Source organism: Botrimarina colliarenosi (assembly GCF_007859955.1).
In the GTDB taxonomy this organism is placed as follows: domain Bacteria; phylum Planctomycetota; class Planctomycetia; order Pirellulales; family Lacipirellulaceae; genus Botrimarina; species Botrimarina colliarenosi.
The window spans coordinates 867667-888710 of record NZ_SJPR01000002.1; the positions used below are offsets into that span (position 1 = coordinate 867667).

Genomic DNA, 21044 nt, shown 5'->3' on the forward strand with positions numbered 1-21044 from the left:
TCGCGTCATTCGTGGGCAACTTTCTTTCCTAGTCTTCGTGTCCTTCGTGGTTCCTATCTAATCAGTGGTTGAAAGCAAACTCGCGCGAGTTGAGCACCGCCCAAAAGACGTCACGCAACTGCTCGACCGGCCGCTCGGCGTCGCCGATCATGGCGAGCAGGTCGGCCCGCTCTTGCTCGTTAGCGGGCCGGCTGAGCGCGGTCGAGTAGATGGCGTCGACGACCTCGGCCGGCGTCTTGCCGTCGTCGAGCCAGCGCTCGATCTGCTTGCCGCTGTCGATCTTGCCGGCCACGGTGGCGCCGTTGAGCAGGTGCAACGCTTGCGAGAGCGTCGGGTCGCTCTTCGCCTCGCAGGCGCAAACGGTCTCTCGTTTCGAGCGGCCGAAGGTCGTCAGGAAGTAATTGCCCGCGTTGCCATCGGCGATTTGGGTGGCCCGAGCGCCGAGCGGCAGGTTGGGCAGCTTCTCCGGGGCGCCGGTCACCTGGCTGAGGCAGTCGAGCAGCGTCTCGGCCGGCAAACGGCGGGCGTGGGCACGGGCAAAATTGTGAAGGTCCCCTTGGTTCGATGTGTTCGGTTCGCAAGACCGCTGGTAGGCGTTCGACAGCGTCACGTCACGCACCAAACGGCGCAGGTCGTAGTCGTATTCGACAAGCCGTTCACCAAGCGCCTTGAACAACGCGGGGTTGCTTGGCGGGTTGCTGACGCGGAGGTCATCGACCGGCTCCACGACGCCGACGCCGAAGAAGTGCGCCCAAACACGGTTGGCGACGCTCGGCGCGAAGTAAGGGTTCTCCGGCGCGGTGACCCACTCGGCGAGCGCCTCGCGGCGGTCACGGCCTTTGACGTCCGCCTCGGCGCCGCCGAGGTACTTGGGCTTCATATTGCGGTTGTCGACCGGGTGCTTCGCCTCGCCCGAGCCGCGGTTGAAGAGGAACACCTCGCGGTAATCCTCGCCGGCCTTCCGCTGGATCTGGGCGAAGAACGCGGTGAACGCGTAGTAATCGTCCATCGTCCAGCGGTCGAACGGATGGTTGTGGCACTGTGCGCACTGCAGCCGGATGCCGCAGAACGTCTGGGCGACGTTCTCGGCGATCTTCTTCGGGTCAGGCTCGATCTGGTAGAAGTTCACCTGCGGCGTGTCGAACGAGCTGCCGCTGGCGGCCAACAAGTCGCGGACCATCTCGTCGAGCGGCCGGCCCGAGTCGATCTGCTCCGTCAGCCAGCGTGAGTACAAAAACATCGGCTTGTACTCGACCCGGTTCGGGAGCGTCCGCACGAGCAGCAACTCGGCCCACTTCAGCCCCCAGACCTGGGCGAACCCGGGGTCTTTTAGCAACGCGTCGATCCTGGTCTCGCGCTTCGCGGCGCTGTCGTCTGCGGCGAAGGCGGCGGCCTCTTCGGGGGTCGGCAACCGACCGGCGATGTCGATCGTCGCCCGACGGAGAAACTCGTTGTCTGCGCAGAGCTCGCTGGGATGGATACGCAGCGTCCTCAGCTTGGCGTTCACGAACTCATCGACGTAGTTGACGGGCGCCTCGGGCCGCGGCTCGAACGGCTCGTCGGTCGGTAGCACCAGCACCTGGCTGCCAACGGTGTGGGTGTCGAACCGCGCGGTGACGAAGGTCTCGCCGCGGCGGTCGGAAGTCACCTTGCCGGTCTGATCAATCGCGGCGGACGACTCGTTGCTCGACTGGAAGATCGCGAGGCTCGTCACGTCGCGCGACGTGCCATCGGAGTAGTCCGCCACCGCAATGAAGCGCTGCGACTGGCCTCCGGCGCCGATCGCCGCGCGGGGCGGGTAGAGGGCGACCGCGGTGACGGTCGGCGCCCCGTCGAGATCGTTCGGCGCGCCGGCGGCGATCCAGTCGGCGAGCTTCGCGTAGTACTCGCTCTGGTCGTCGAACCGCTTGCCGCCGGTGTGCGTGACGCTCGCAACCGCCTTGGTCAGCAGCAGGCTCTCTTCGGGAAGGGCCAGGTTCAGGCGGCGGTTCACCTGTTCGCGCGTCAGCCGGTGGTGGTCGCCGGCCGGGTCGAAGCCGAACAGCGACAGCCGAAAACCGTCCTTGCCACGCGACGAGCCGTGGCAGCCGCCCGAATTGCAGCCCGCCCGCGTCAGCACGGGGATCACGTCGTGGCGGAAGCTGATCGGCCGCTCCTTGGCGATCCCCTCGGCGTGGACATCGGCCTCGGCGTGGAGGCCGGCAAACTCGACGGCGACGCGGGCGACGCCGTCGCTTTCGGCGCTGAGTAACCCGTCCTCGAGTCGGACCGCTTCGGCGTCGCCGTGTTCGACGCCGACACGCCAGCTCGCTAAGTCGGTGACGTCGATCGTCACACCGTCGGCCTGGGTCGCCACCGCGACGACTCTTTGGAAATCATCGGCGTGGTTGAGCGTCACCTGCGGCGGGTAGACGGTCAAGTCGACGAACTCGGTCGGCGACGCCTCGTCAGCGCTGCCAACCGCAGAGCAGAGCGAAAGCGAGAGGGCAAGCAGGCATGGGTAGGCCAGAGGCTTCACGACGGGCGCCCTCCTTCGGCCGCGGGTCGCGCGGCGGTTTTGGTTTCGGCGGGATCGATCCGCAGCTCGGAGTAGCCCTGGCGGTACTCGACCCGCTCGCCCTCGACGGGGAGCCGGACCCGGACGCCGACGCCGTGGTGGCGGCCCGGTTTGGCGTCGGCGGGGACGGCGATGCGGAAGGTCGCCGACTCGGCGCCGGCCAGCGCTTCGACCGGTTCGGCCGTTACACCGGGCGGCAAGCCGACGAGCTCCAAGGTTGCGGGTCCTTCAAACGGGGTGCTGTGCGACAAAGGCACGACCATCTCGACGCCCTCGCCTTGCCGCGTCGTGAGCGTTGGCACAGCGAGGTCGAAGTAAGGCTCGGCGACCGTGAGCGTGATGAAGGGCGACGACGCATAGACGCGGCCCGCAAGGTTCGCTTCGGCGACAACGACCATCGGCCAACTGCCGGTCTTGGCGTTGCCGTTGGCGGTGACGGGGATCGCGGCCTCGGCTTCGCCCTTGGGGATCGAGAGCGACCGGTTCGACGACACGCCCGGTGTGTGGTGCAGCGTGTAGACGCGGATCGGTTGGTCGAACCCTTCGTCGCGCTCGGCGCGGACCTTGAAGTTGGTCGAGCCGTTGCGGCAGAGGGGCGCCTTGGGTTGATCGACGGTGATCGAAAAAGGCAAACGCTGCGTCACCGCGACCGGCGCCCGATCGGTGTAATGGCTCCAGACCGAAACGTTGTTGCGACCACGGACGAGCCAGTTCTGCTGCTGGAACTTGGTCTCAATCGTTTGTGGCGACTCGGTCGCCGTCCGTCGTACCGTGATTGGCGAAAGCGATGCGGCGAGGGGCGCCTCGGCTTCGGCCGTGAGGACAACCGGGACGAGGTTGTAGTCACCCGCCAGCGGCGTGCATTCGGCCTGAACCCCCGGCGGCAGTCTGTTCATCAAGAGTTCAACCTCGCCTCCAAAATCCCGGCGGGTGACCGTCATGAGCACCGCGGAGCGTCCCCCCTGGGGGACTTCGATAGTGGTGGCCTCGTAGCGGCGGCGTTCCTCGAGCTTGACCTCGGCCGCCGCCGCGGGGGCCTTCGCTTCCACAACGTAGGTGTACGAGGGGTCGCCCCGACCGAGGCGGTCCTCAACCTGCAACCGGTACTCGCCGTCGGCGTGTGGCTTGAAACGGATGTAGCTGTCGGGCCAGCGGCCGTCGTCGTCGTTCCCTTCGATCCGTTTGCCCGACGCGTCGAAAACACGCAGCACCGGATCGAGTCCCGAGCGGAGCGTGCGGGCGTGGACCCGCAGGTCGAGCGTTTGGTCTTTCTTCGCCGTGATTAGGAAGTGGTCGCGGTCGTCTGCCGTCTGAATCACGCCGGCGGCGGCGCCCGGCGCGAGCATCGGCGTCGGCTCTTTCAGGCTGTCGTTGGGCTCGACTTCCAAGGCCGGCGGCGTCGCTAACACCTGGAGCGGCAGGGACGATGGGGCGATGCCCGCCGCGTCGGTCGCAAACAACTCATACGGCGAGGCCCCATCGGCCGCGACCGTCAAAGACTGCTTGGCGCCGTCCGTCGGGCCGCCCACCAGCGTGACCTCGGACGCTTCGCCCGCGACAGCGGCGGGCGGGTAGACGGCCGTCGGTCGCGGGAAACGGCCGACGTGCAGCAGGTAGGTCGATTGATTGTTCCCTTGAAACGCCGCGTCGCGGAGTCGGACGACGTACTTGCCGGCCGACTTGGCGACGAGCGACACGAAGGCGTCTTGGTAGGCGGCGGGCTGATCGTCGTTGGCGACGATCAATTGGCCCGAGGCGTCGAGCACCTCGACGCGCGGGTCGAAGAACGTCCGGCCGAGCCGGATCGCCTCGACCTCGACCGACAGGCGTTCGCCTTCCGCCAGCTCGACAGCGAAAAGGTCCTCGTCCTCGGCCTGGATGACGCCGTGGACGGTCCGGTCGGTCGGAATCGCCTGCGCTTGGTCCAGCGTGTTGTTCGGCTCGGCTTCGTCCACGCTCTCGAGCGCGCCGACATGGAGCGTCACGAGGTTGCTCAGCCCGGTTGCGGTGCGGAGTCGCACCGCGTGGCGCCCGAGCGGGCAGTCGTCGGCGACGCCGAGCGTCGCCGCGACGGTGTTGGCGTCGATCGCTTCGAGCTTCGTGACCGAAACGCCCGGCTCGTGGAAGACGATCGCTTGCGGGTCGGCGCCCAGGCGCGGACCAACGAGCTTGATCGCGGTTTCCGCCCCACGGCGGACGCCCTGGGGGACGAGCTGATCAAGCCGCGGCTCGGCAGCCGGCGCTGCGATCCCGGCAAGCACGAAGGAGAAACAGACAATCAGCCGCACGGGGCCCTTCCTTTCGGCGCAAGGCAATCGGTGAGGATGGGGGCGGCCGTTAGGCCAAGAGTTCGGGGCGGACGCGGCCCCCCTTAACGATCTCGATCGGGCGGTCGCCCGGGGCGATCAGCTCTTTCTCGGCGGCGATGCCGAGTTGGTGGAACACCGTCGTCGCGAGGTCTTCCGGCGTGACGGGGGTCTCTTCGGGCTCGGTGGCGGTCGCCCCCGACGAGCCGATCACGGCGCCGCGTTTCATCCCTCCACCGGCGACCACGACGCTAAAGACCTTCGACCAGTGGTCGCGGCCCGCTTCCGCGTTGATCTTCGGCGTGCGACCGAACTCGCTCGAGACCATCACCAGGGTGTCGTCGAGCAAGCCACGCTCGTCGAGGTCGGCGATCAACGTGGCAAACCCCTGGTCGAACGCCGGCAGCAGACGTCGCACGCTGCCGGTGATGTTCTGGTGGTGGTCCCACCCGCCGTACGAGAGGGTCACGAACCGGGCCCCCGCCTCGACCAGCCGCCGCGCCAGCAGCATCCGCTGCCCCGCTTGGTTGCGGCCATAACGGTCGCGCGTCTTGTCGTCTTCCTTCTTGAGGTTGAACGCCTCACGGGCGTCGACCGAGCCAATCAACTCGAAGGCGCGCTGGTAGAACTCGTCCATCGCCGACACCGCGTCCGACGCCGCGCGCTCGGAGAACTCGCGGTTGACGGTCTCCAGCGCCGCGAGCCGGCGGTGGTAGCGCTCGTCACTGACCCCCTTGGGGAGGCTCAGGTCGCGGACCGAGAAGTTCGGATTGGCCGGGTCATCGCCGACGCTGAACGGCGCGTAAGCGGTGCTGAGATAGCCCGATCCGCCGTAGTCAGTCACCTGGCCGGGGATGCTGATGTAGGCCGGCAGGTCGCGGCGTGGGCCATACTCGTGGCTCACCACGCTGCCGTAACTGGGGTACTGCAGCGCGGGGCTCGGGCGGTAGCCCGTCATCATGTTGTGTTGGCCGCGCTCGTGGGCCGCCTCGCCGTGCGTCATCGAACGGATGACCGTCAGCTTGTCGGCGACATTGGCCGTGCGGCCGAGTAGCTCGCTGAACCGGACGCCGGGGAGTTTGGTCGCGATTGAGCCGAGCTCGCCGCGGTACTCGATCGGGGCTTCGGGCTTGGGGTCCCAGGTCTCTTGGGCGGCGACGCCCCCCTCGAGATAGATGTGGATGACGCTCTTGGCCCGGACCGTCGGCGCCGCAAAGGTGTTCGATGCCGCCTGAGCCGACTGCAAGGCGAAGAAGTCACCGAGGCTCAAACCAAGGCCGGTCACAGCGCCGGCGGCGAGAAAACCGCGGCGGGTGGTCATCGACTTGTAGGCCATGGGGGAAGGCCTCCGGGGTCACGGGGCCCGATCGGTAGGGCGGTCCTGCGGAGGACCGCTTGCCCGGGCTTGCCATTCATGGATACCCCAGTCGCGCGGTGAATAACAGGAACAATCCCGCGGCGTCGCCGTTTTCGCGCTAAGGAGACAAGCCCCCTGCGCAAGTGGCACATTCCTTGCTCCCTATTTTGTCTAGCTGCCGCACTATCCGGCGATCCTCTCGTGACCTTCATTGCCCCGCCTCTTGATGAGGGGGAGGTCTCTGATAGGTGCGCTGGCGCCTGCCGGCCCAACGAGCGACGGGCGCCCAGTGTCTAGGCGCCGTACCACGGTGCGTTGGACCGACGGGGGCGGCATACGCTACGCTGTCCTCCGGCCTTAACAACCCTGGAGCCCGATCGGGCTATGTATAACTCTGAGACGTTCGACGAGATGTTCGCGACCGAGGAGACCCCTCGGGAGCCTTGCCGGGCCTTCGTCGAGCGACTGGGCGGCGTGTCGATCGACGAGCTCCGCAATCGACAGGTCGCGGCCGAGCTGCACCTCAACAACATGGGGATCACCTTCAACGTCTACGGCCACGAGGCCGGCGTCGAGAAGGTCTGGCCGTTCGACGTGCTGCCCCGGATCTTGGGATACGACGAGTGGGCCGAGGTCGAGGCGGGGCTCAAGCAGCGGGTGACCGCGCTGAACCTCTTCATCGACGACATCTACAACGAGCAGCGGGTGATCAAGGACGGAATCGTCCCCGAGCACCTGATCCAGACCGCCTCGTCGTACCGGCCCGAACTGCGTGGCTTCAGCCCAACCAACAAGGCGTGGTGCCATATCAGCGGCGTCGATCTGGTCCGCGACCGCGACGGCAAGTTCTATGTGCTCGAGGACAACCTCCGCTGCCCCTCCGGCGTGTCGTATGTGCTGGAGAACCGCGAGATCATGAAGCGGACGTTCTCGACCATCTTCCAAGGGATGGCCGTCACTCCCGTCGATCAGTACCCGGAACAACTCCTTCGGACCCTGCTCGACTGCGCCCCCGCCGGGGTCGATTCACCGCTCGCGGTCGTGCTCACGCCGGGCGTCTACAACTCGGCTTACTTTGAGCACACGTTCTTGGCTCAGCAGATGGGCGTCGAGCTCGTGCAGGGCGTCGACCTGACCGTTGTCGACGACTACGTCTACATGCGGACGACGCGCGGGCTGCAGCGAGTCGACGTCATTTACCGACGGATCGACGATGATTTCCTCGACCCCGAGTGCTTCCGCGAGGACTCGGTGCTCGGCGTCCGGGGCCTGATGCGGGCCTGCCGGGCTGGGAATGTCACGCTCGCCAACGCCCCCGGGACCGGGGTCGCCGACGATAAGGCCGTTTACGCCTATGTGCCGGACATCATCCGCTACTACCTGAGCGAGGAGCCGATCCTCGCGAATGTCCCGACATTTGTCTGTTCGGACGAGAAGCAACGTGAGCACGTCCTGGCCAACCTGAAGGACCTCGTCGTCAAGCCGACGAACGAATCGGGCGGCTACGGCATCGTGCTCGGGCCACGGGCCACCGACCAAGAACTCGCCGCCTGCGCCGATCGCATCCGCGCCAACCCGCGCGAGCATATCGCTCAGCCGATGCTCGACCTCTCCACGGCGCCGACACTGACCGCCGACGGGCTCGAGCCGCGGCACGTCGACTTGCGTCCGTTCGTCCTCGCCGGCAAGGAGGTCTACGTCATGCCGGGCGGCCTCACCCGGGTCGCCCTTGTGCGGGGCTCAATGATCGTCAACTCGTCACAGGGTGGCGGCAGCAAAGACACTTGGGTGCTCCGGGACCCCTCCGGCACCGACACCTGGAAAGCCATGGCGCCCTCGGCTTGAATGCCGAGCCCCTCTCCTACGCGCCCTCCGACCAATGACACCGAATGCTTAGCCGCGTTGCCGAATCAGTCTTCTGGATGAGTCGCTACGTCGAGCGCGCCGAGAATGTCGCGCGTTTTATCGACGTGAATGACAATTTAACGCTCGGCGAGGGGGTCGACCTCAGCGAGCAGTGGGCGCCGTTGGTCTACACCACCGGCGACCAAGAGCTCTTCACCAAGCTCTACGGAGAGCCGCAACGCGAGTCGGTCCTCCGGTTCCTCGCGTTCGACCCACGCAACCCGAACTCGATCTTCTCCTGCATCGCGGCCGCTCGGGAGAACGCCCGTAGCGTCCGGGAGTCGATCACGGTCCCGATGTGGGAACAGATCAACAAGTACTACCTCTTGGTGCAGTCGTCGCTGCAGAACGCCCGGTTTGTGGCGGAGCCCAGCCCGTTCTGCGACCTCGTGAAGCACGCCAGCCACACGCTGGTCGGGACGACCGACGCCACGATGTCTCATAACGAGGCGTGGCATTTCTCGCGGATCGGCCGGCTCCTCGAGCGGGCCGACAAGACGTCACGCATCTTGGACGTGCAGTACTTCCACCTGCTTCCCAACGTGCAAGACGTCGGGTCGACGCTCGACGTCGTCCGCTGGTCCGCCCTGCTAAAGTCGGCCAGCGCCCTGACGATGTACCGCCGCGTGCATGGCCGGATCACGCCCGATCGGGTGGCCGAGTTCCTGCTGCTCGACCGTGACTTCCCCCGGTCGATGCGGTTCTGTGTGATGCGGGCCCAAGACTCGATCAACGAGATCACGGGGAGCCGCCCCGGGACGTTCAGTTGCCGGTCGGAACAACAGGCCGGGCGGCTGCGGTCGGAGATGGATTACACGGCCGTCGATGACGTGGTCCAGCAGGGTATGCACGAATATATCGATGGATTCCAGGACCGGCTCAACGAGATCGGAGCCGCCTTACAAAAGGACTTTTTTACGCTCGACACGGACGCCGAAACTCAGCATCAGACGCAGAGTCAACGTATGCTACGCTGACCTCCCAAACGTCCTGCCCCCCTGCCCGGCGCCCCTTGCCGGGCGCCGTCGCCTGCGCCGTCGTCAAAATATGAGTATTCGCGTTGCGCTGCACCATCGTACTGCCTACAAGTACGACCGCCCGATCACGCTCGGAGCCCAGGTAATCCGCCTGCGCCCGGCGCCCCACTCGCGGACGCCGATCGAGAGCTATTCGATGTCGATCGGCCCGGCCGATCACTTCGTCAACTGGCAGCAAGACCCGTTCGGCAACTACCTGGCTCGCTGCGTCTTCAACGAGAAGGCGACCGAGCTCAGCATCTCGGTCGACCTGACGGCGTCGCTGTCGGCGATCAACCCGTTCGATTTCTTCCTCGAGCCCGACGCCGAGCAGTTCCCGTTCGGCTACGACGAAGAGACCCTCGCCAACCTGAAGCCGTACTTCGCCATCAGCGAGTCGGGCCCCGAGTTGATGCGGCTGGTCGAGTCGATCGACCGCACGCCACGCAAGACGATCGACTTCATGGTCGATATCAACCAGCGGCTCGAGCGCGACATCGACTACACGGTCCGGCTCGAGCCGGGCGTGCAGACCTGCGAAGAGACGCTCACCAAGCGGAGCGGCTCGTGCCGCGACTCGGCGTGGCTGTTCTGCCAGGTGCTGCGTCACCTGGGTTACGCCTCGCGGTTTGTCTCCGGCTATCTCATCCAACTGACGGCGGACCAAAAGTCACTCGATGGCCCGTCGGGTCCCGAGGCGGACTTCACCGACCTGCACGCCTGGACCGAGGTCTTCCTGCCGGGCGCCGGATGGGTCGGCCTCGACCCGACTTCGGGCCTCTTCGCCAGCGAAGGGCACATCCCGCTCGCCTGCACGCCGCAGCCGACGTCGGCGGCGCCGATCAGCGGCGGCCACGAGCCGTGCGAGGTGACGTTCGACTTCGCGATGTCGGTCGAGCGCGTCCATGAGGATCCCCGCGTCACGAAGCCCTACACCGAAGAAGAGTGGTCGCGGATCGAGGCCCTCGGCCATGAAGTCGATCGCCACCTGGAGGCGGGCGACGTCCGCCTCACGATGGGGGGCGAGCCGACCTTCGTCTCGATTGACGACATGGACGGCGAAGAGTGGCAGACCGCGGCCGTCGGCCCCAACAAGCGGAAGCTCGCCGACAACCTGCTCCTGCGGCTGAAGCAACGCTTTGGGCCGGGCGGACTGCTCCACTACGGCCAAGGCAAGTGGTACCCCGGCGAGCAGCTCCCCCGCTGGGCGTTGACCTGCTACTGGCGGGCGGACGGCGTCCCCGTCTGGGAGAACGACGAGCTCTTCGCCGAGGATGGCGTCTCTTACAACCACACGATCGAAGACGCCCGCCGGTTTGGGCGAGTGCTCGCCGAGCGGCTGGCGGTCAATCCGGACCACGTCCTCGACGGCTACGAAGACGCCCTCTACTACGCGTGGCGTGAACGCCGCCTGCCGGCGAACGTCGACATCCGCGACACGAAGCTGGAAGACAAAGAAGAGCGGACCCGCCTGGCGCGCGTCTTCGAGCAAGGGATCACCAGCTCGGTCGGCGTGGTGCTGCCGCTCCAGTTCGCTTGGTGGGAGTTCCGGCCGCGTTGGCGGAGCGGCAAATGGGTCGTCCGCTCGGAGGAGATGTTCCTGATCCCCGGCGACTCGCCGATGGGTTACCGCTTGCCGCTCAGCGCCCTGATGTACGACGCGCGGCCCGCGCACGCGACGGCGTTCCTCGAGGCCGACCCGTTCGAGACGCCGCGGCCGCTGCCGATGCGCGAGGCGATGCGTCACAAGATGCAGACGCCCTCGACGATCCCCGTCGGGGCCGGCGGCCCGTCGGGCTACGACTCGGCCGGCGATTATCCCGGTCCCGGATCGCAGCAGGGCGGCGGGCAAGGCTCTTACGGCCCACATAGCGCCGGTCCAAACGGCGCCGGCTCGAACGGCAATGGGGAGGGCTACGGCGCCCGCCAAGACCACGGGAACGGCGGCTCGTCGGGGAACGACCCGTACCTAGCGGACGTCAATTACAACGACCCGACGAACGTCATCCGCACCGCGATGTGCATCGAGCCGCGTAACGGCACGTTGCATGTCTTCATGCCGCCGGTCGAGCGGCTCGACGTCTATCTCGACCTGGTCGCGGCGATCGAAGAGACCGCCGAAGAGCTGGGAACCCCCATCGTGCTGGAAGGCTACCTGCCCCCGCACGACAGCCGGCTGAAGCACATCAAGGTGACTCCCGACCCGGGCGTCATCGAAGTCAACGTCCACCCGGCCGAGCGTTGGGAAGAGTTGGTCGACATCACGACCGGCGTCTACGACGACGCGCGGCAGTGCCGGCTGGGAACCGAGAAGTTCGACCTCGACGGCTCGCACACCGGCACCGGCGGTGGCAACCACGTCGTTCTTGGCGGCTCGACCCCCGCGGACAGCCCCTGGCTCCGTCGCCCCGACCTGCTGAAGAGCTTCCTCGGCTACTGGAACAACCACCCGTCGCTGTCGTACCTGTTCAGCGGCAAGTTTGTCGGCCCCACGAGCCAGGCGCCGCGCGTCGAAGAGGCCCGGGCCGACGCGCTCTACGAGCTGAAGATCGCCTTCGAGCAGGTCCGCAACGACCGGCCGACGCCGCCGTGGCTGGTCGACCGGATCTTCCGCCACCTGTTGGTCGATGGCACCGGCAACACGCACCGCGCCGAGTTCTGCATCGACAAGCTCTTTTCGCCCGACAGCTCGTCGGGACGGCTTGGCCTGGTTGAGTTCCGTGCGTTCGAGATGCCGCCGCACGCCCGGATGAGCCTCACGCAGCAGCTCCTGTTGCGGGCGCTGGTGGCGAGGTTCTGGGAGAAGCCGTACGAGAAGCCGATGGTTTCTTGGGGCACGTCGCTGCACGACAAGTGGATGCTGCCGCATTTTATCTGGGAAGACTTCGGCGATGTGATCGAGGCGACCCAACTGGCGGGCTTCCCGATGGAGCGCGACTGGTTTGCGCCGCACTACGAGTTCCGCTATCCGTTCATCGGTCAGATCACGCAGCGTGGGGTGAACGTCGAGCTCCGCCGAGCGATCGAGCCTTGGTACGTGCTCGGCGAAGAAGGCGCGCAGGGCGGCACGGCCCGCTACGTCGACTCCTCCGTCGAACGCATGCAGGTGAAAGTGAGCGGGATGACCGACCCCCGGTACGTGCTGACGTGCAACGGGCGCCGCGTGCCGCTGCACCCCACCGGCGTGGAAGGGGAGTTTGTCGCCGGCATCCGTTACCGGGCCTGGCAGCCGCCGAGTTGCCTGCACCCGACGATTACGGTTGATGGGCCGCTCGTCTTCGACCTCGTCGATGACTGGATGGACCGCGCCGCGGGGGGCTGTCAGTACCATGTGGGCCATCCCGGCGGTCTGAACCCCGCGACATTCCCTGTCAATGCCCTCGAGGCGGAGACCCGACGGGCGACGCGATTCCTCGCTTTCGGTCACACCGGTGGTAGCGTTACAATCACGGAACCCAATCCCAATCCCGAGTTTCCGCTGACGCTCGATCTCCGCCGCGGCAAGCCTTAATGCAGAGTCAGGCGCAGACACTCGGCGGTCCACCCAACACCGACCCCGGGTCTCTGTTCGCGGGCTACACGCCAATCGCCGGCGTCTACGACGAGATGCTCGACGCGAGCGGCCGCCCGCGGCCGGCGTGGAATGGGCTTCGCCCGCAACTCGAGCAAATCGGCGCCGAAGAACTGAGCCGCAGGTGGGCCCAGTCGCAGCGGCTGATCAACGAGAACGGGATCGTTTACAGCGCCTACGGCGACCCAGAAGGCCGTCAGCGTCCCTGGGCGCTCGACCCGGCGCCGCTACTGCTTCATGAGAGCGAATGGGACGTCATCTCGGCCGGTTTGGCGCAACGCGCCGGCTTGCTGGAAATCGTCCTCGACGACCTCTACGGCGAGCAGAAGCTGATCGCCTCGGGCCTCTTGCCACCCGAGTTGGTTTATGGCCACCCCGGCTACCGCGTCGCGTTGCAGCGGACGGCCCCGCCGAGCGATAATCGGCCCCCCAACCTACTGATGTACGCGGCCGACCTGGGCCGCTCGCCCGACGGCAAGTGGTGGGTGCTCGCCGATCGCACCGAGGCGCCATCGGGCGTCGGTTTCGCGCTCGAGAACCGCCTCGTCACGTCGCGGATGCTGGCCGAGCCGTTCCGCGAACGCAAGGTCCGCCGGCTGGCGCCGTTCTTTCTGCAATTGCAGCAGGCGCTCCGCCGCTGGGCGCCGACCGGACGCACCAACCCGAGCATCGCGATCCTCAGCCAGGGGGCGTCGCACCCGAACTACTTCGAAGACGCCTACCTGACCCGCTACTTGGGCCATTTCCTGGTGGAGGGAGAGGACCTCACGGTCCGCAACCGGCGGCTGTGGATGAAGACGCTCGACGGGCTCACACCGATCGACGTGCTGATTCGGCGTCCCAACACGGACGATTGCGATCCGCTTGAATTGCGGGGGACGAATCCGGCCGGCGTGGCGGGTCTGGTGCAGGCCGAACGCGACGGCGCCTTGTTATTGGCGAACGCCGCCGGCAGCGGCCTCGTCGAGTCGCCCGTCTTCATGGCGTTCATGCCGCGGCTCTGCCAGGAACTGCTGGGCGAGCCGCTGTCGCTACCGGGCGTCGCGACGTGGTGGTGCGGCGAACCGGCGTCACTCGAATTCGTCTTGGCGAACCTTGATCGGATGGTCCTCAAGAGGGCGTTCCGTCGCCGCGGCGAGGAGTCGCTGCTCACCGCCAAGTTCCGGCAGACGTCGCGCGACGCGTTGGTGAAGATGATCCGCGACGACCCTCACAGCTTCGTGGCGCAGGAACAGCTGAGCCGCTCGGCCTCGCCCAGTTACCGCAAGAAGCAGCTCCAGCCGGTGCGGGTGGCGCTGCGGGCGTTTGTCGTTGCGGGAGAAGACACGCATTACGTGATGCCCGGCGCGCTGGCGCGGACCTCGACCGACTCGGGGCCGCTTGAGACTTCGGTCCTCTCCGGCGAAGGCAGCAAAGACGTCTGGATCATCGGCGACAAGCCGGTCGAAGTCATCACGCTCTTACCGGGTGAGCAAGAGCCCATTGAGCTGGTGCGGATCGGAGACGAACTCCCGAGCCGTGTCGCCGACAACAGCTACTGGCTCGGGCGCCATCTAGAGCGGGCCGACGCCGCCGCACGGCTGGTGCGGATCGTCGCGACGCGGCTCACGAGTGAAGGCGACTCGACCGACTTCCCCGAATTGCCGGCGCTCGTCCGAGCACTGGCGGAGAAGGGGCAGATCGAGCCGGGCTACGCCGTCGCCGAGATGCGCGACCGGCTCCCGGCTGTCGAAGCCGCCATCCCACGTGAGGTGCTGAGCCGCACCCAGACAAGCTCGTTGGCCTCGACCGTCGATCGGATGTTCGGCTCCGCCGCCAAGGTGCGTGACCGCCTGTCGCGCGACACCTGGCGGATCATGCTGCGGGTGAACGACGACTTCCGACATCAGCGGCCCGTGGCGGCGAACCTCACCGACCTGTTGAATCTGACCAACGAGCTCATCCTCGACCTGGCGGCGCTCGGCGGCATGGTCGTCGAGAGCATGACGCGGACGCAGTTCTACCGATTCCTCGACATCGGCCGCCGTCTGGAACGCGCCATGCAGGCCGTCGACCTGCTGCGGACCTGCTTGGTCGAGTCACGCGACACGTCGCCCGCTCTGCTAGAGGCGTTGCTCGAGTCGGCCGATAGCCTGATGACCTACCGGGCCCGGTACCGCGCGAGCGTCAAGCTGGCGCCGGTGCTCGACCTGTTGGTGACGGACGAGACGAATCCGCGTAGCATCGCCTACCAACTCAACACGCTCGAACGCCACGTCGGTAAGCTGCCCCGGGCCGACGACGGCGGCCCCGGCGCCCCGCCCGAGCAGCGGATCGCCCTGGCGTTGTCGCACGCGGTGCGGATGGCCGACATCCGCGACCTCTGCGAGGCTTACGAGCTCAACAACCCCAAGCCGTTGACGCGGCTGCTCTCCGACCTGGAACGCGACCTGCCGGCGCTGTCGCACGCCATCGCGCTGAAGTACCTCACCCATTCCGGGCCGCCGCGTCAATTGGCGCCGACCTAGCCCCCTTTCCCATTCTTACGCCCCTCCGCCGTGCGCTACCGTATCCGCCATACAACGAAGTACGCCTACAGCGACACCGTCGCGGTGTGCCACAACTTGGTGCGGTTGGCGCCCCGGGCTTTCGGGGGGCAGTCACTCGACTCGTACCGGCTGATCGTGTCGCCCGACCCGGCCGACCTCGCCAAACGGATCGACGCGTTCGGCAACCGCGTCGAGTTCTTCTCGATTCAGCGGGCCCATCAGACCCTGACGATGACGGCGATCAGCGACGTCGAGGTTTTCGAGAAGCCGCTGACGCCCGTCGACTCGCCCCCCTGGGAAACGGTCCGCGACGCCATGTCGTGCCGCATCGACCAAGAGGCGTTGCGGGCGTACCGCTATGTGTTCCCCTCCATCCACGCGCCGCGGCACGCCTCGCTGCGGGACTACGCGGCGGCGTCGTTCACGCCGGGCCGGCCAATCGTCGAGGCGTCGACCGAGTTCACTAGCCGGTTGCACGCCGACTTCAAGTACGACCCGCGCGCGACGACGGTCAGCACGCCGGTCCTCGAAGCCTTCGAGGCGCGGGCCGGCGTCTGCCAGGACTTCGCTCACGTCCAGATCGCTTGCTTGCGGTCAATCGGGTTGGCGGCGCGCTACGTCAGCGGCTACCTGCGTACAATTCCACCGCCCGGGAAGAAGCGGCTGGTCGGCGCCGACGCGTCGCACGCCTGGATCGGCGTCTACTGCGGGGCGGACGGCTGGATTGATTTCGACCCCACCAACGACTGCATCCCGGCGACCGACCACATCACGATCGCGATCGGCCGCGACTACGCCGACATCAGCCCGATCCAGGGCGTCTTCGTCGGCGGCGGGTCGCACACCATGTCGGTGTCGGTCGACGTGGCGCCGCGCGACGAACGCTGAGCCCCGCCAGGCTCGGTCGGAGTTTGACGTTGTCGCGGGGGCCGTGTCGGGAACGACTCCTTTGTTCGGATGAGGAATCCATGCCGCCAATCACTAGTGTCCGCGTCGCCCTGGTGCAGATGAACTGCAGCGGCGCCCGCGAAACGGTCCGCGACCGGGCCGAGGCCCACGTCCGCCAGGCGGTGTCCGACGGCGCGCAGATCGTCTGCCTCCAAGAAGTGTTCGACGCGACCTACTTTCCGCAGCAAGTCGCCACCGAGCGTTACGCCCTCGCCGAACCGCTGCCGTCGCCGACAACCGAGCGTTTCGGTCGCCTCGCGGGCGAGTTGGGCGTCGTGCTGATCGTGCCGGTCTACGAGGAGGCGCAGCCGGGCGTCTACTTCAACTCGGTCGTGGTCTTTGACGCCGACGGCCGTGATTTGGGCAAGTACCGCAAGACCCATATCCCCGACGGACCGCAGTACCACGAGAAGTTCTACTTCACCCCCGGCGATCTCGGCTACAAGACGTTCGCGACGCGTTTCGGCCCGATCGGCGTCGCGATCTGTTGGGACGAGTGGTTCCCCGAGGTGGCGCGGATCATGGCCCTGCAGGGCGCCCAGATCCTGTTCTACCCGTCCGCGATCGGCAGCGAGCCCGACCGGCCCGGCTACAGTTCGGCCGAGGCGTGGCGCACCGTGATCCGCTCGCACGGCATCGCCAACGGCGTCTTCGTCGCGGCGGTCAACCGTGTCGGGACCGAGGAGGCCATGACCTTTTATGGCGAGAGCTTTGTCAGCGACCCACTGGGCGAGGTGCTGGCTCAAGCGGACAGCGCCGAGCAGGTGCTGCTTGCCGACCTGCCGCTCGGGCGGGTCCGCGAGGCCCGCGAACTGCTGCACTTCCTGCGCGACCGGCGGATCGATACCTACGAACCGCTGTTGAAGCGAACGATCGAGTAAGCGTAAGAAAGCTCATTCTATTTCTCCTCTCACTTTGCCCCTGATGACCGCGCTCTCCGCCACCGACCCGCTCGCATCGCTCTCGCCCGCCTGGGCGCGGGTCGTCAATGACGTCATCGTCCGCGGCGAAGGGGTCTACCTCTACGCCAAGAGCGGCAAGCGGTATCTCGACTTCACCAGCGGCATCGGCGTCGCCAACACCGGCCACTGCCACCCGGCCGTCGTCGAGGCCATCAAACGCCAGGCCGAGCGGCTGCTCTTCGGCCAGATGAACTGCGTGGTGCCCGAGACGGCCCTCGAACTCTCCGACGCGTTGCGGCCGAAGCTGCCGACGGGGATCGACTCGTTCTTCTTCGCCAACTCGGGCGCCGAGGCGGTCGAGGGCGCCGTCAAACTGGCCCGCATCGCGACCGGTAAGCCAAACGTCATCGCGCTGGAGGGGGGCTTCCACGGCCGCACGGCCATGACGATGGCGCTAACCAGCAGCAAGACCGTCTACCGGGCCGGTTATCAGCCGCTGCCGGCGGGCGTTTTCTTCGCGCCGTTTCCCTACGCGTTGAACCTGGCCGACTCGGGCGTTCATTTCGACGACGAAGAGCGGCTCGTCGCCTACTGCCTGGCGCGGCTTGAGCACGTCCTGGCGTCGCAGTCGGCGCCGAGCGAGACCGCCGCGGTGCTGCTCGAGCCGGTCCTCGGCGAGGGGGGCTACGTCCCGGCGTCGACGCCCTACCTGCGAGGCTTGCGTGAGTTGTGCGACCGCCACGGCCTGCTGCTAGTCGTCGATGAGATCCAGAGCGGCTTCGGCCGCACCGGCGACTGGTGGTACCACACCCGCGCCGGCGTGACGCCCGACATTCTGACGGTGGCGAAAGGGATCGCGTCGGGCCTGCCGATGTCGGCGATCGCCGCGCCGCGCGACCTGATGGCGAAGATGGGCCCCGGCATGCACGGCGGCACCTACGGCGGCGGGTCGGCGATCGCCCAGGCGGCCGCCGTCGCGACGATCGACGTCATCGAGCGCGAAGAGCTGGCCAAGAACGCCACGGAGCTCGGCGCCTACCTCACCGGCAAGTTGCAGGCGATCGCCGCCAAGCACCCGGCGCTCCGCGAGGTCCGCGGGCCCGGCCTGATGGTCGGCTGCGAGTTCGCCGCTGGCGCCGAGGGCAAGGCCCAGGCCGGCGGCGTCGCCAAGCGGTGCGCCGCAGCGGGCCTCTTGCTGCTCACCTGCGGCACGCACGGCAACGTCGTCCGCTGGATCCCGCCGCTCGTCGTCGCCACGGCGCAGCTCGACGAGGGGCTTGGCCTCTTCGAACAAGCGATTACCCAGGTTCTCTAACGAACTGCAAAGGCGCCGACGACACTAGGTACCGACCTCCGGCCCCCTGAGGTGTCGACGCTCTTGTCGTCCTCGTGAAATTGATATGAACACAACCATCCATCTCGTCACCCCGATCCCCGGCCCAAAAAGCCTGGCGCTCGTCGCCCGACGGCACGCCGCCACCCCCGCGGGGCTCGCCCACTCGACCGGCGTCGCGATCGCCCAAGCCCATGGCGCGCTCGTCACGGACGTCGATGGCAACACGCTCATCGACATGGCGGGCGGCATCGGCATGCTGAACGTCGGCCACACGCCGAAGGCCGTCGTCGCGGCGATCCGCGATCAGGCCGCCAAACTCATCCATAGCTGCGCGCTGGTGACCACCTACGAGCCGTACGTCGAGCTCTGCGAGATGCTCAACGTCGCGGCGCCGGGTGAGTTCGCCAAAAAGACCTTGCTGGCCAATTCCGGCAGCGAGGCGGTCGAAAACGCCGTCAACCTGGCCCGCTACGCCACGGCGCGGCAGGCCGTGCTCTGCTTCGACGGCGCCTACCACGGCCGGTCGCAGTTGGCGCTGTCGCTCACCAGCAAGTACGGCCTCTTCAAGAAAGGCTTCGGGCCCTTTAGCAGCGAGGTCTATCGCGTCGCGACGCCCAATCTCTACCGACGCCCCGCGGACCTCAGCGAAGAGGCGTTCCTCGATTGGACCATCGCCGAGTTCGACAACGCCTTGATCGCCCGGGTCGATCCGTCGGCGGTCGCCGCGGTGATCATCGAGCCGGTTCAAGGCGAGGCGGGCTTCGTGCCGATCCCGCAGCGCTTCCTCGAGCACCTCCGCAAACGTTGTGATGAGCATGGCATGGTCTTTATCGCCGACGAGGTGCAGGCCGGCATGGGCCGCACTGGCAAGCTCTACTCGATCGAGCACTCGGGCGTCGTCCCCGACCTGATCGTCACGGCCAAGTCGCTCGGCGCCGGCATGCCGATCGCGGCGGTCACCGGCCGAGCCGAAATCATGGACTCGGCCCACAAGGGGGGCGTCGGTGGCACTTACGGCGGCTGCCCCGTGGCCTGCCGGGCGGCGATCGAAGCGCTCAAGCAGATCCAGAGCCCCGAATTCCAGCAGCGGGCCAATGAGGTCGGCGAGCGGATGCGGACGCGGCTCGAGAGCTGGAAAGAACGCTTCCCGCTTGTCGGCGACGTCCGTGGCGTCGGCCCGATGCGGCTGGTCGAGTTTGTCCGCGACCGCGGAGCGAAGACGCCGGCCCCCGACGAGACGCTAGCCATCATCCAACGCGCCGTCGCTAGCGGACTTATCCTCATCCGCGCCGGGCTCTACAGCAATTGCATCCGCCTGCTGCCGCCGATCGTCATCACCGATCCCCAACTCGACGAGGCGCTCGACGTGCTGGAAGCCTCGATCGCGGCGCAATGACGTTCACGCCTCGGGCAGCGCTACGTTCGATAGCGGTTCTCCTTACTGCGCCAAGAACAACGGCACGTCCGAGTGTCGAATCGTCTCGAGGAGCGTATCGCCCAGCACCTTGCGCGCCAGGAGCGTGCGGTGGCTGTTGCCCATCACGATGAGGTCGGCGCCCCATTCGTGGGCCGCCTCGAGGACGCCACGTCGCGGGTCGGTCGGGCGGTAGTCCCGCTCGGCCTCGACGCCGTGGGCCTCGAAGTACGCCGCCGCGTGCACGAGGTGGCGTTGCCGCCGCTCGTGATCGTCGCCGAACGCGACCACCCGCACCGCCGCTCTGGGCCAGAGCTGCATCTGCACGAAGCGCCGCATCGTCTTCGCCGACTGGGGCGACCCGCTGTAGGCGACCATTACGCGGGTGACCGGCCGCGCCTCGGGCCCCGACGCGATAATCGGCCGTACGCCCCCCGAGACGAGCCGCACCAGCGTGTCGGCCGGGTCGTAGTGCGCCTCGCCGTTCACGCCGTACTCGAACAGTCCGCGGAGCCCGATCACCGTGAGGTCGTGGTACCGCGCCTGGGAGATTAAGTAGTCGAACGGCTCCTGTCGTTCCTCGCGGAGCACCTTGTGGGGGAGCTGCACCGATCCGCAGGCGCGCTCGAACTCGACGATCGCCGCGGCGACATGGTCCCGCATCTCAGCGACCCGTTGGTCTCGCCAATCGGCGGCGAGAGCCCCGGCGCCAATGGGCACGGGACCGATTCGCGCGAGCTGCGTCAGATTAGCGACCGTAACGCCGGTAAGCGACGCCTTATGCCGTTGCGCCAGATCGACCGCCATCGCGGTAGCGGACTCGGTGTAGCAGGATCCGGGGACGCCGCGTCCCCCCAGCCCAACAAGAATTGAACGGACCATGGCCGGTGCTCCTTCGCCGAGCCTGCCGCGACGCCCACCGTGAGTCACCTCCGGAGGGATCGGCGCGAGCCGCCCAGCCGCGTGTGAGAAGAGAAGCTTCGGAGCTTTTCTGCGTCGGACTTCCGTGCCGCCGCGCCGCCAGCCCCGTTCAGCGGAGCAGCCTTTTCCTACCACCATTGTACGCCGAAGGGGCCTGCGGGGCGCGTCAAATCGGTGCGACCGTTTGTCTCGACGGCGTTTGCCACGAGGTTGGCTTCTGCGGCGCGCCCGCCGTTTTGTCCGACACTCCGCCGGGCGTGCGGGGTTCAAGGGGTGTCGATTC

12 protein-coding genes are annotated in these 21044 nt (G+C 67.1%); 8 read left to right on the top strand and 4 right to left on the bottom strand.

Annotation, left to right across the window (positions count from 1 at the left end; translation table 11 throughout):
- Positions 1–61 precede the first annotated feature (61 nt).
- Genes Pla108_RS11450 through Pla108_RS11460 form a run of 3 tightly spaced genes read right to left on the bottom strand, consistent with a single transcriptional unit; the run spans position 62 to position 6199 of the window.
- The gene (locus Pla108_RS11450) at positions 62–2518 is read right to left on the bottom strand and encodes a DUF1549 domain-containing protein (protein ID WP_231934435.1); all 2457 of its coding nucleotides are present in this window, start codon (positions 2516–2518) and stop codon (positions 62–64) included.
- The gene (locus tag Pla108_RS11455) at positions 2515–4845 is read right to left on the bottom strand and encodes a COG1470 family protein (protein ID WP_146445058.1); all 2331 of its coding nucleotides are present in this window, start codon (positions 4843–4845) and stop codon (positions 2515–2517) included. Before Pla108_RS11455 ends, Pla108_RS11450 begins: the two co-directional genes overlap by 4 nt.
- Before the next feature lie 49 nt (positions 4846–4894).
- Entirely contained in the window at positions 4895–6199 is a 1305-nt protein-coding gene (locus tag Pla108_RS11460; protein ID WP_146445059.1) for a DUF1501 domain-containing protein, read from the bottom strand.
- Between the two features lie 405 nt (positions 6200–6604).
- Here Pla108_RS11460 and Pla108_RS11465 point away from each other — a divergent pair, with 405 nt between their 5' ends.
- The 8 genes from Pla108_RS11465 to Pla108_RS11500 all read left to right on the top strand — a co-directional run bounded on the left by Pla108_RS11465 (position 6605) and on the right by Pla108_RS11500 (position 19822).
- A complete protein-coding gene (locus tag Pla108_RS11465; protein ID WP_146445060.1) occupies positions 6605–8065 on the top strand; it encodes a circularly permuted type 2 ATP-grasp protein in 1461 nt (486 codons plus the stop codon).
- Between the two features lie 44 nt (positions 8066–8109).
- Positions 8110–9102 (top strand): alpha-E domain-containing protein, encoded by a 993-nt coding sequence (locus Pla108_RS11470; protein WP_146445061.1) that lies wholly within the window; start codon positions 8110–8112, stop codon positions 9100–9102.
- 70 nt (positions 9103–9172) lie between these two features.
- Positions 9173–12652 (top strand): transglutaminase family protein, encoded by a 3480-nt coding sequence (locus Pla108_RS11475; protein WP_146445062.1) that lies wholly within the window; start codon positions 9173–9175, stop codon positions 12650–12652.
- Positions 12652–15219, top strand: a complete 2568-nt coding sequence (locus Pla108_RS11480; RefSeq protein WP_146445063.1) for a circularly permuted type 2 ATP-grasp protein — start codon at positions 12652–12654, stop codon at positions 15217–15219. Before Pla108_RS11475 ends, Pla108_RS11480 begins: the two co-directional genes overlap by 1 nt.
- A gap of 30 nt (positions 15220–15249) precedes the next feature.
- Positions 15250–16128 carry a transglutaminase family protein gene (locus Pla108_RS11485; RefSeq protein ID WP_146445064.1) on the top strand — a complete coding sequence of 293 codons (879 nt, stop codon included), beginning with the start codon at positions 15250–15252 and terminating at the stop codon, positions 16126–16128.
- A gap of 80 nt (positions 16129–16208) precedes the next feature.
- On the top strand, positions 16209–17069 hold the full coding sequence (locus Pla108_RS11490; protein WP_146445065.1) for a carbon-nitrogen hydrolase: 861 nt from the start codon (positions 16209–16211) through the stop codon (positions 17067–17069).
- Positions 17070–17112: 43 nt separating this feature from the next.
- Complete coding sequence (locus Pla108_RS11495) at positions 17113–18405, top strand: aspartate aminotransferase family protein (protein WP_146445066.1); 1293 nt, start codon at positions 17113–17115, stop codon at positions 18403–18405.
- 85 nt (positions 18406–18490) lie between these two features.
- A complete protein-coding gene (locus tag Pla108_RS11500; protein ID WP_146445067.1) occupies positions 18491–19822 on the top strand; it encodes an aspartate aminotransferase family protein in 1332 nt (443 codons plus the stop codon).
- A gap of 42 nt (positions 19823–19864) precedes the next feature.
- On the opposite strand, the gene Pla108_RS11505 is transcribed toward Pla108_RS11500, so the two are convergent.
- Positions 19865–20722, bottom strand: a complete 858-nt coding sequence (locus Pla108_RS11505; protein ID WP_197526491.1) for a universal stress protein — start codon at positions 20720–20722, stop codon at positions 19865–19867.
- Positions 20723–21044 lie beyond the last annotated feature (322 nt).

Coding starts and splice junctions, on each gene's coding strand:
- Pla108_RS11480 (WP_146445063.1), top strand. CDS start 12,652: ATGCAGAGTCAGGCGCAGACACTCGGCGGTCCACCCAACACCGACCCC.
- Pla108_RS11475 (WP_146445062.1), top strand. CDS start 9,173: ATGAGTATTCGCGTTGCGCTGCACCATCGTACTGCCTACAAGTACGAC.
- Pla108_RS11460 (WP_146445059.1), bottom strand. CDS start 6,199: ATGGCCTACAAGTCGATGACCACCCGCCGCGGTTTTCTCGCCGCCGGC.
- Pla108_RS11495 (WP_146445066.1), top strand. CDS start 17,113: ATGACCGCGCTCTCCGCCACCGACCCGCTCGCATCGCTCTCGCCCGCC.
- Pla108_RS11490 (WP_146445065.1), top strand. CDS start 16,209: ATGCCGCCAATCACTAGTGTCCGCGTCGCCCTGGTGCAGATGAACTGC.
- Pla108_RS11470 (WP_146445061.1), top strand. CDS start 8,110: ATGCTTAGCCGCGTTGCCGAATCAGTCTTCTGGATGAGTCGCTACGTC.
- Pla108_RS11500 (WP_146445067.1), top strand. CDS start 18,491: ATGAACACAACCATCCATCTCGTCACCCCGATCCCCGGCCCAAAAAGC.
- Pla108_RS11505 (WP_197526491.1), bottom strand. CDS start 20,722: ATGGTCCGTTCAATTCTTGTTGGGCTGGGGGGACGCGGCGTCCCCGGA.
- Pla108_RS11465 (WP_146445060.1), top strand. CDS start 6,605: ATGTATAACTCTGAGACGTTCGACGAGATGTTCGCGACCGAGGAGACC.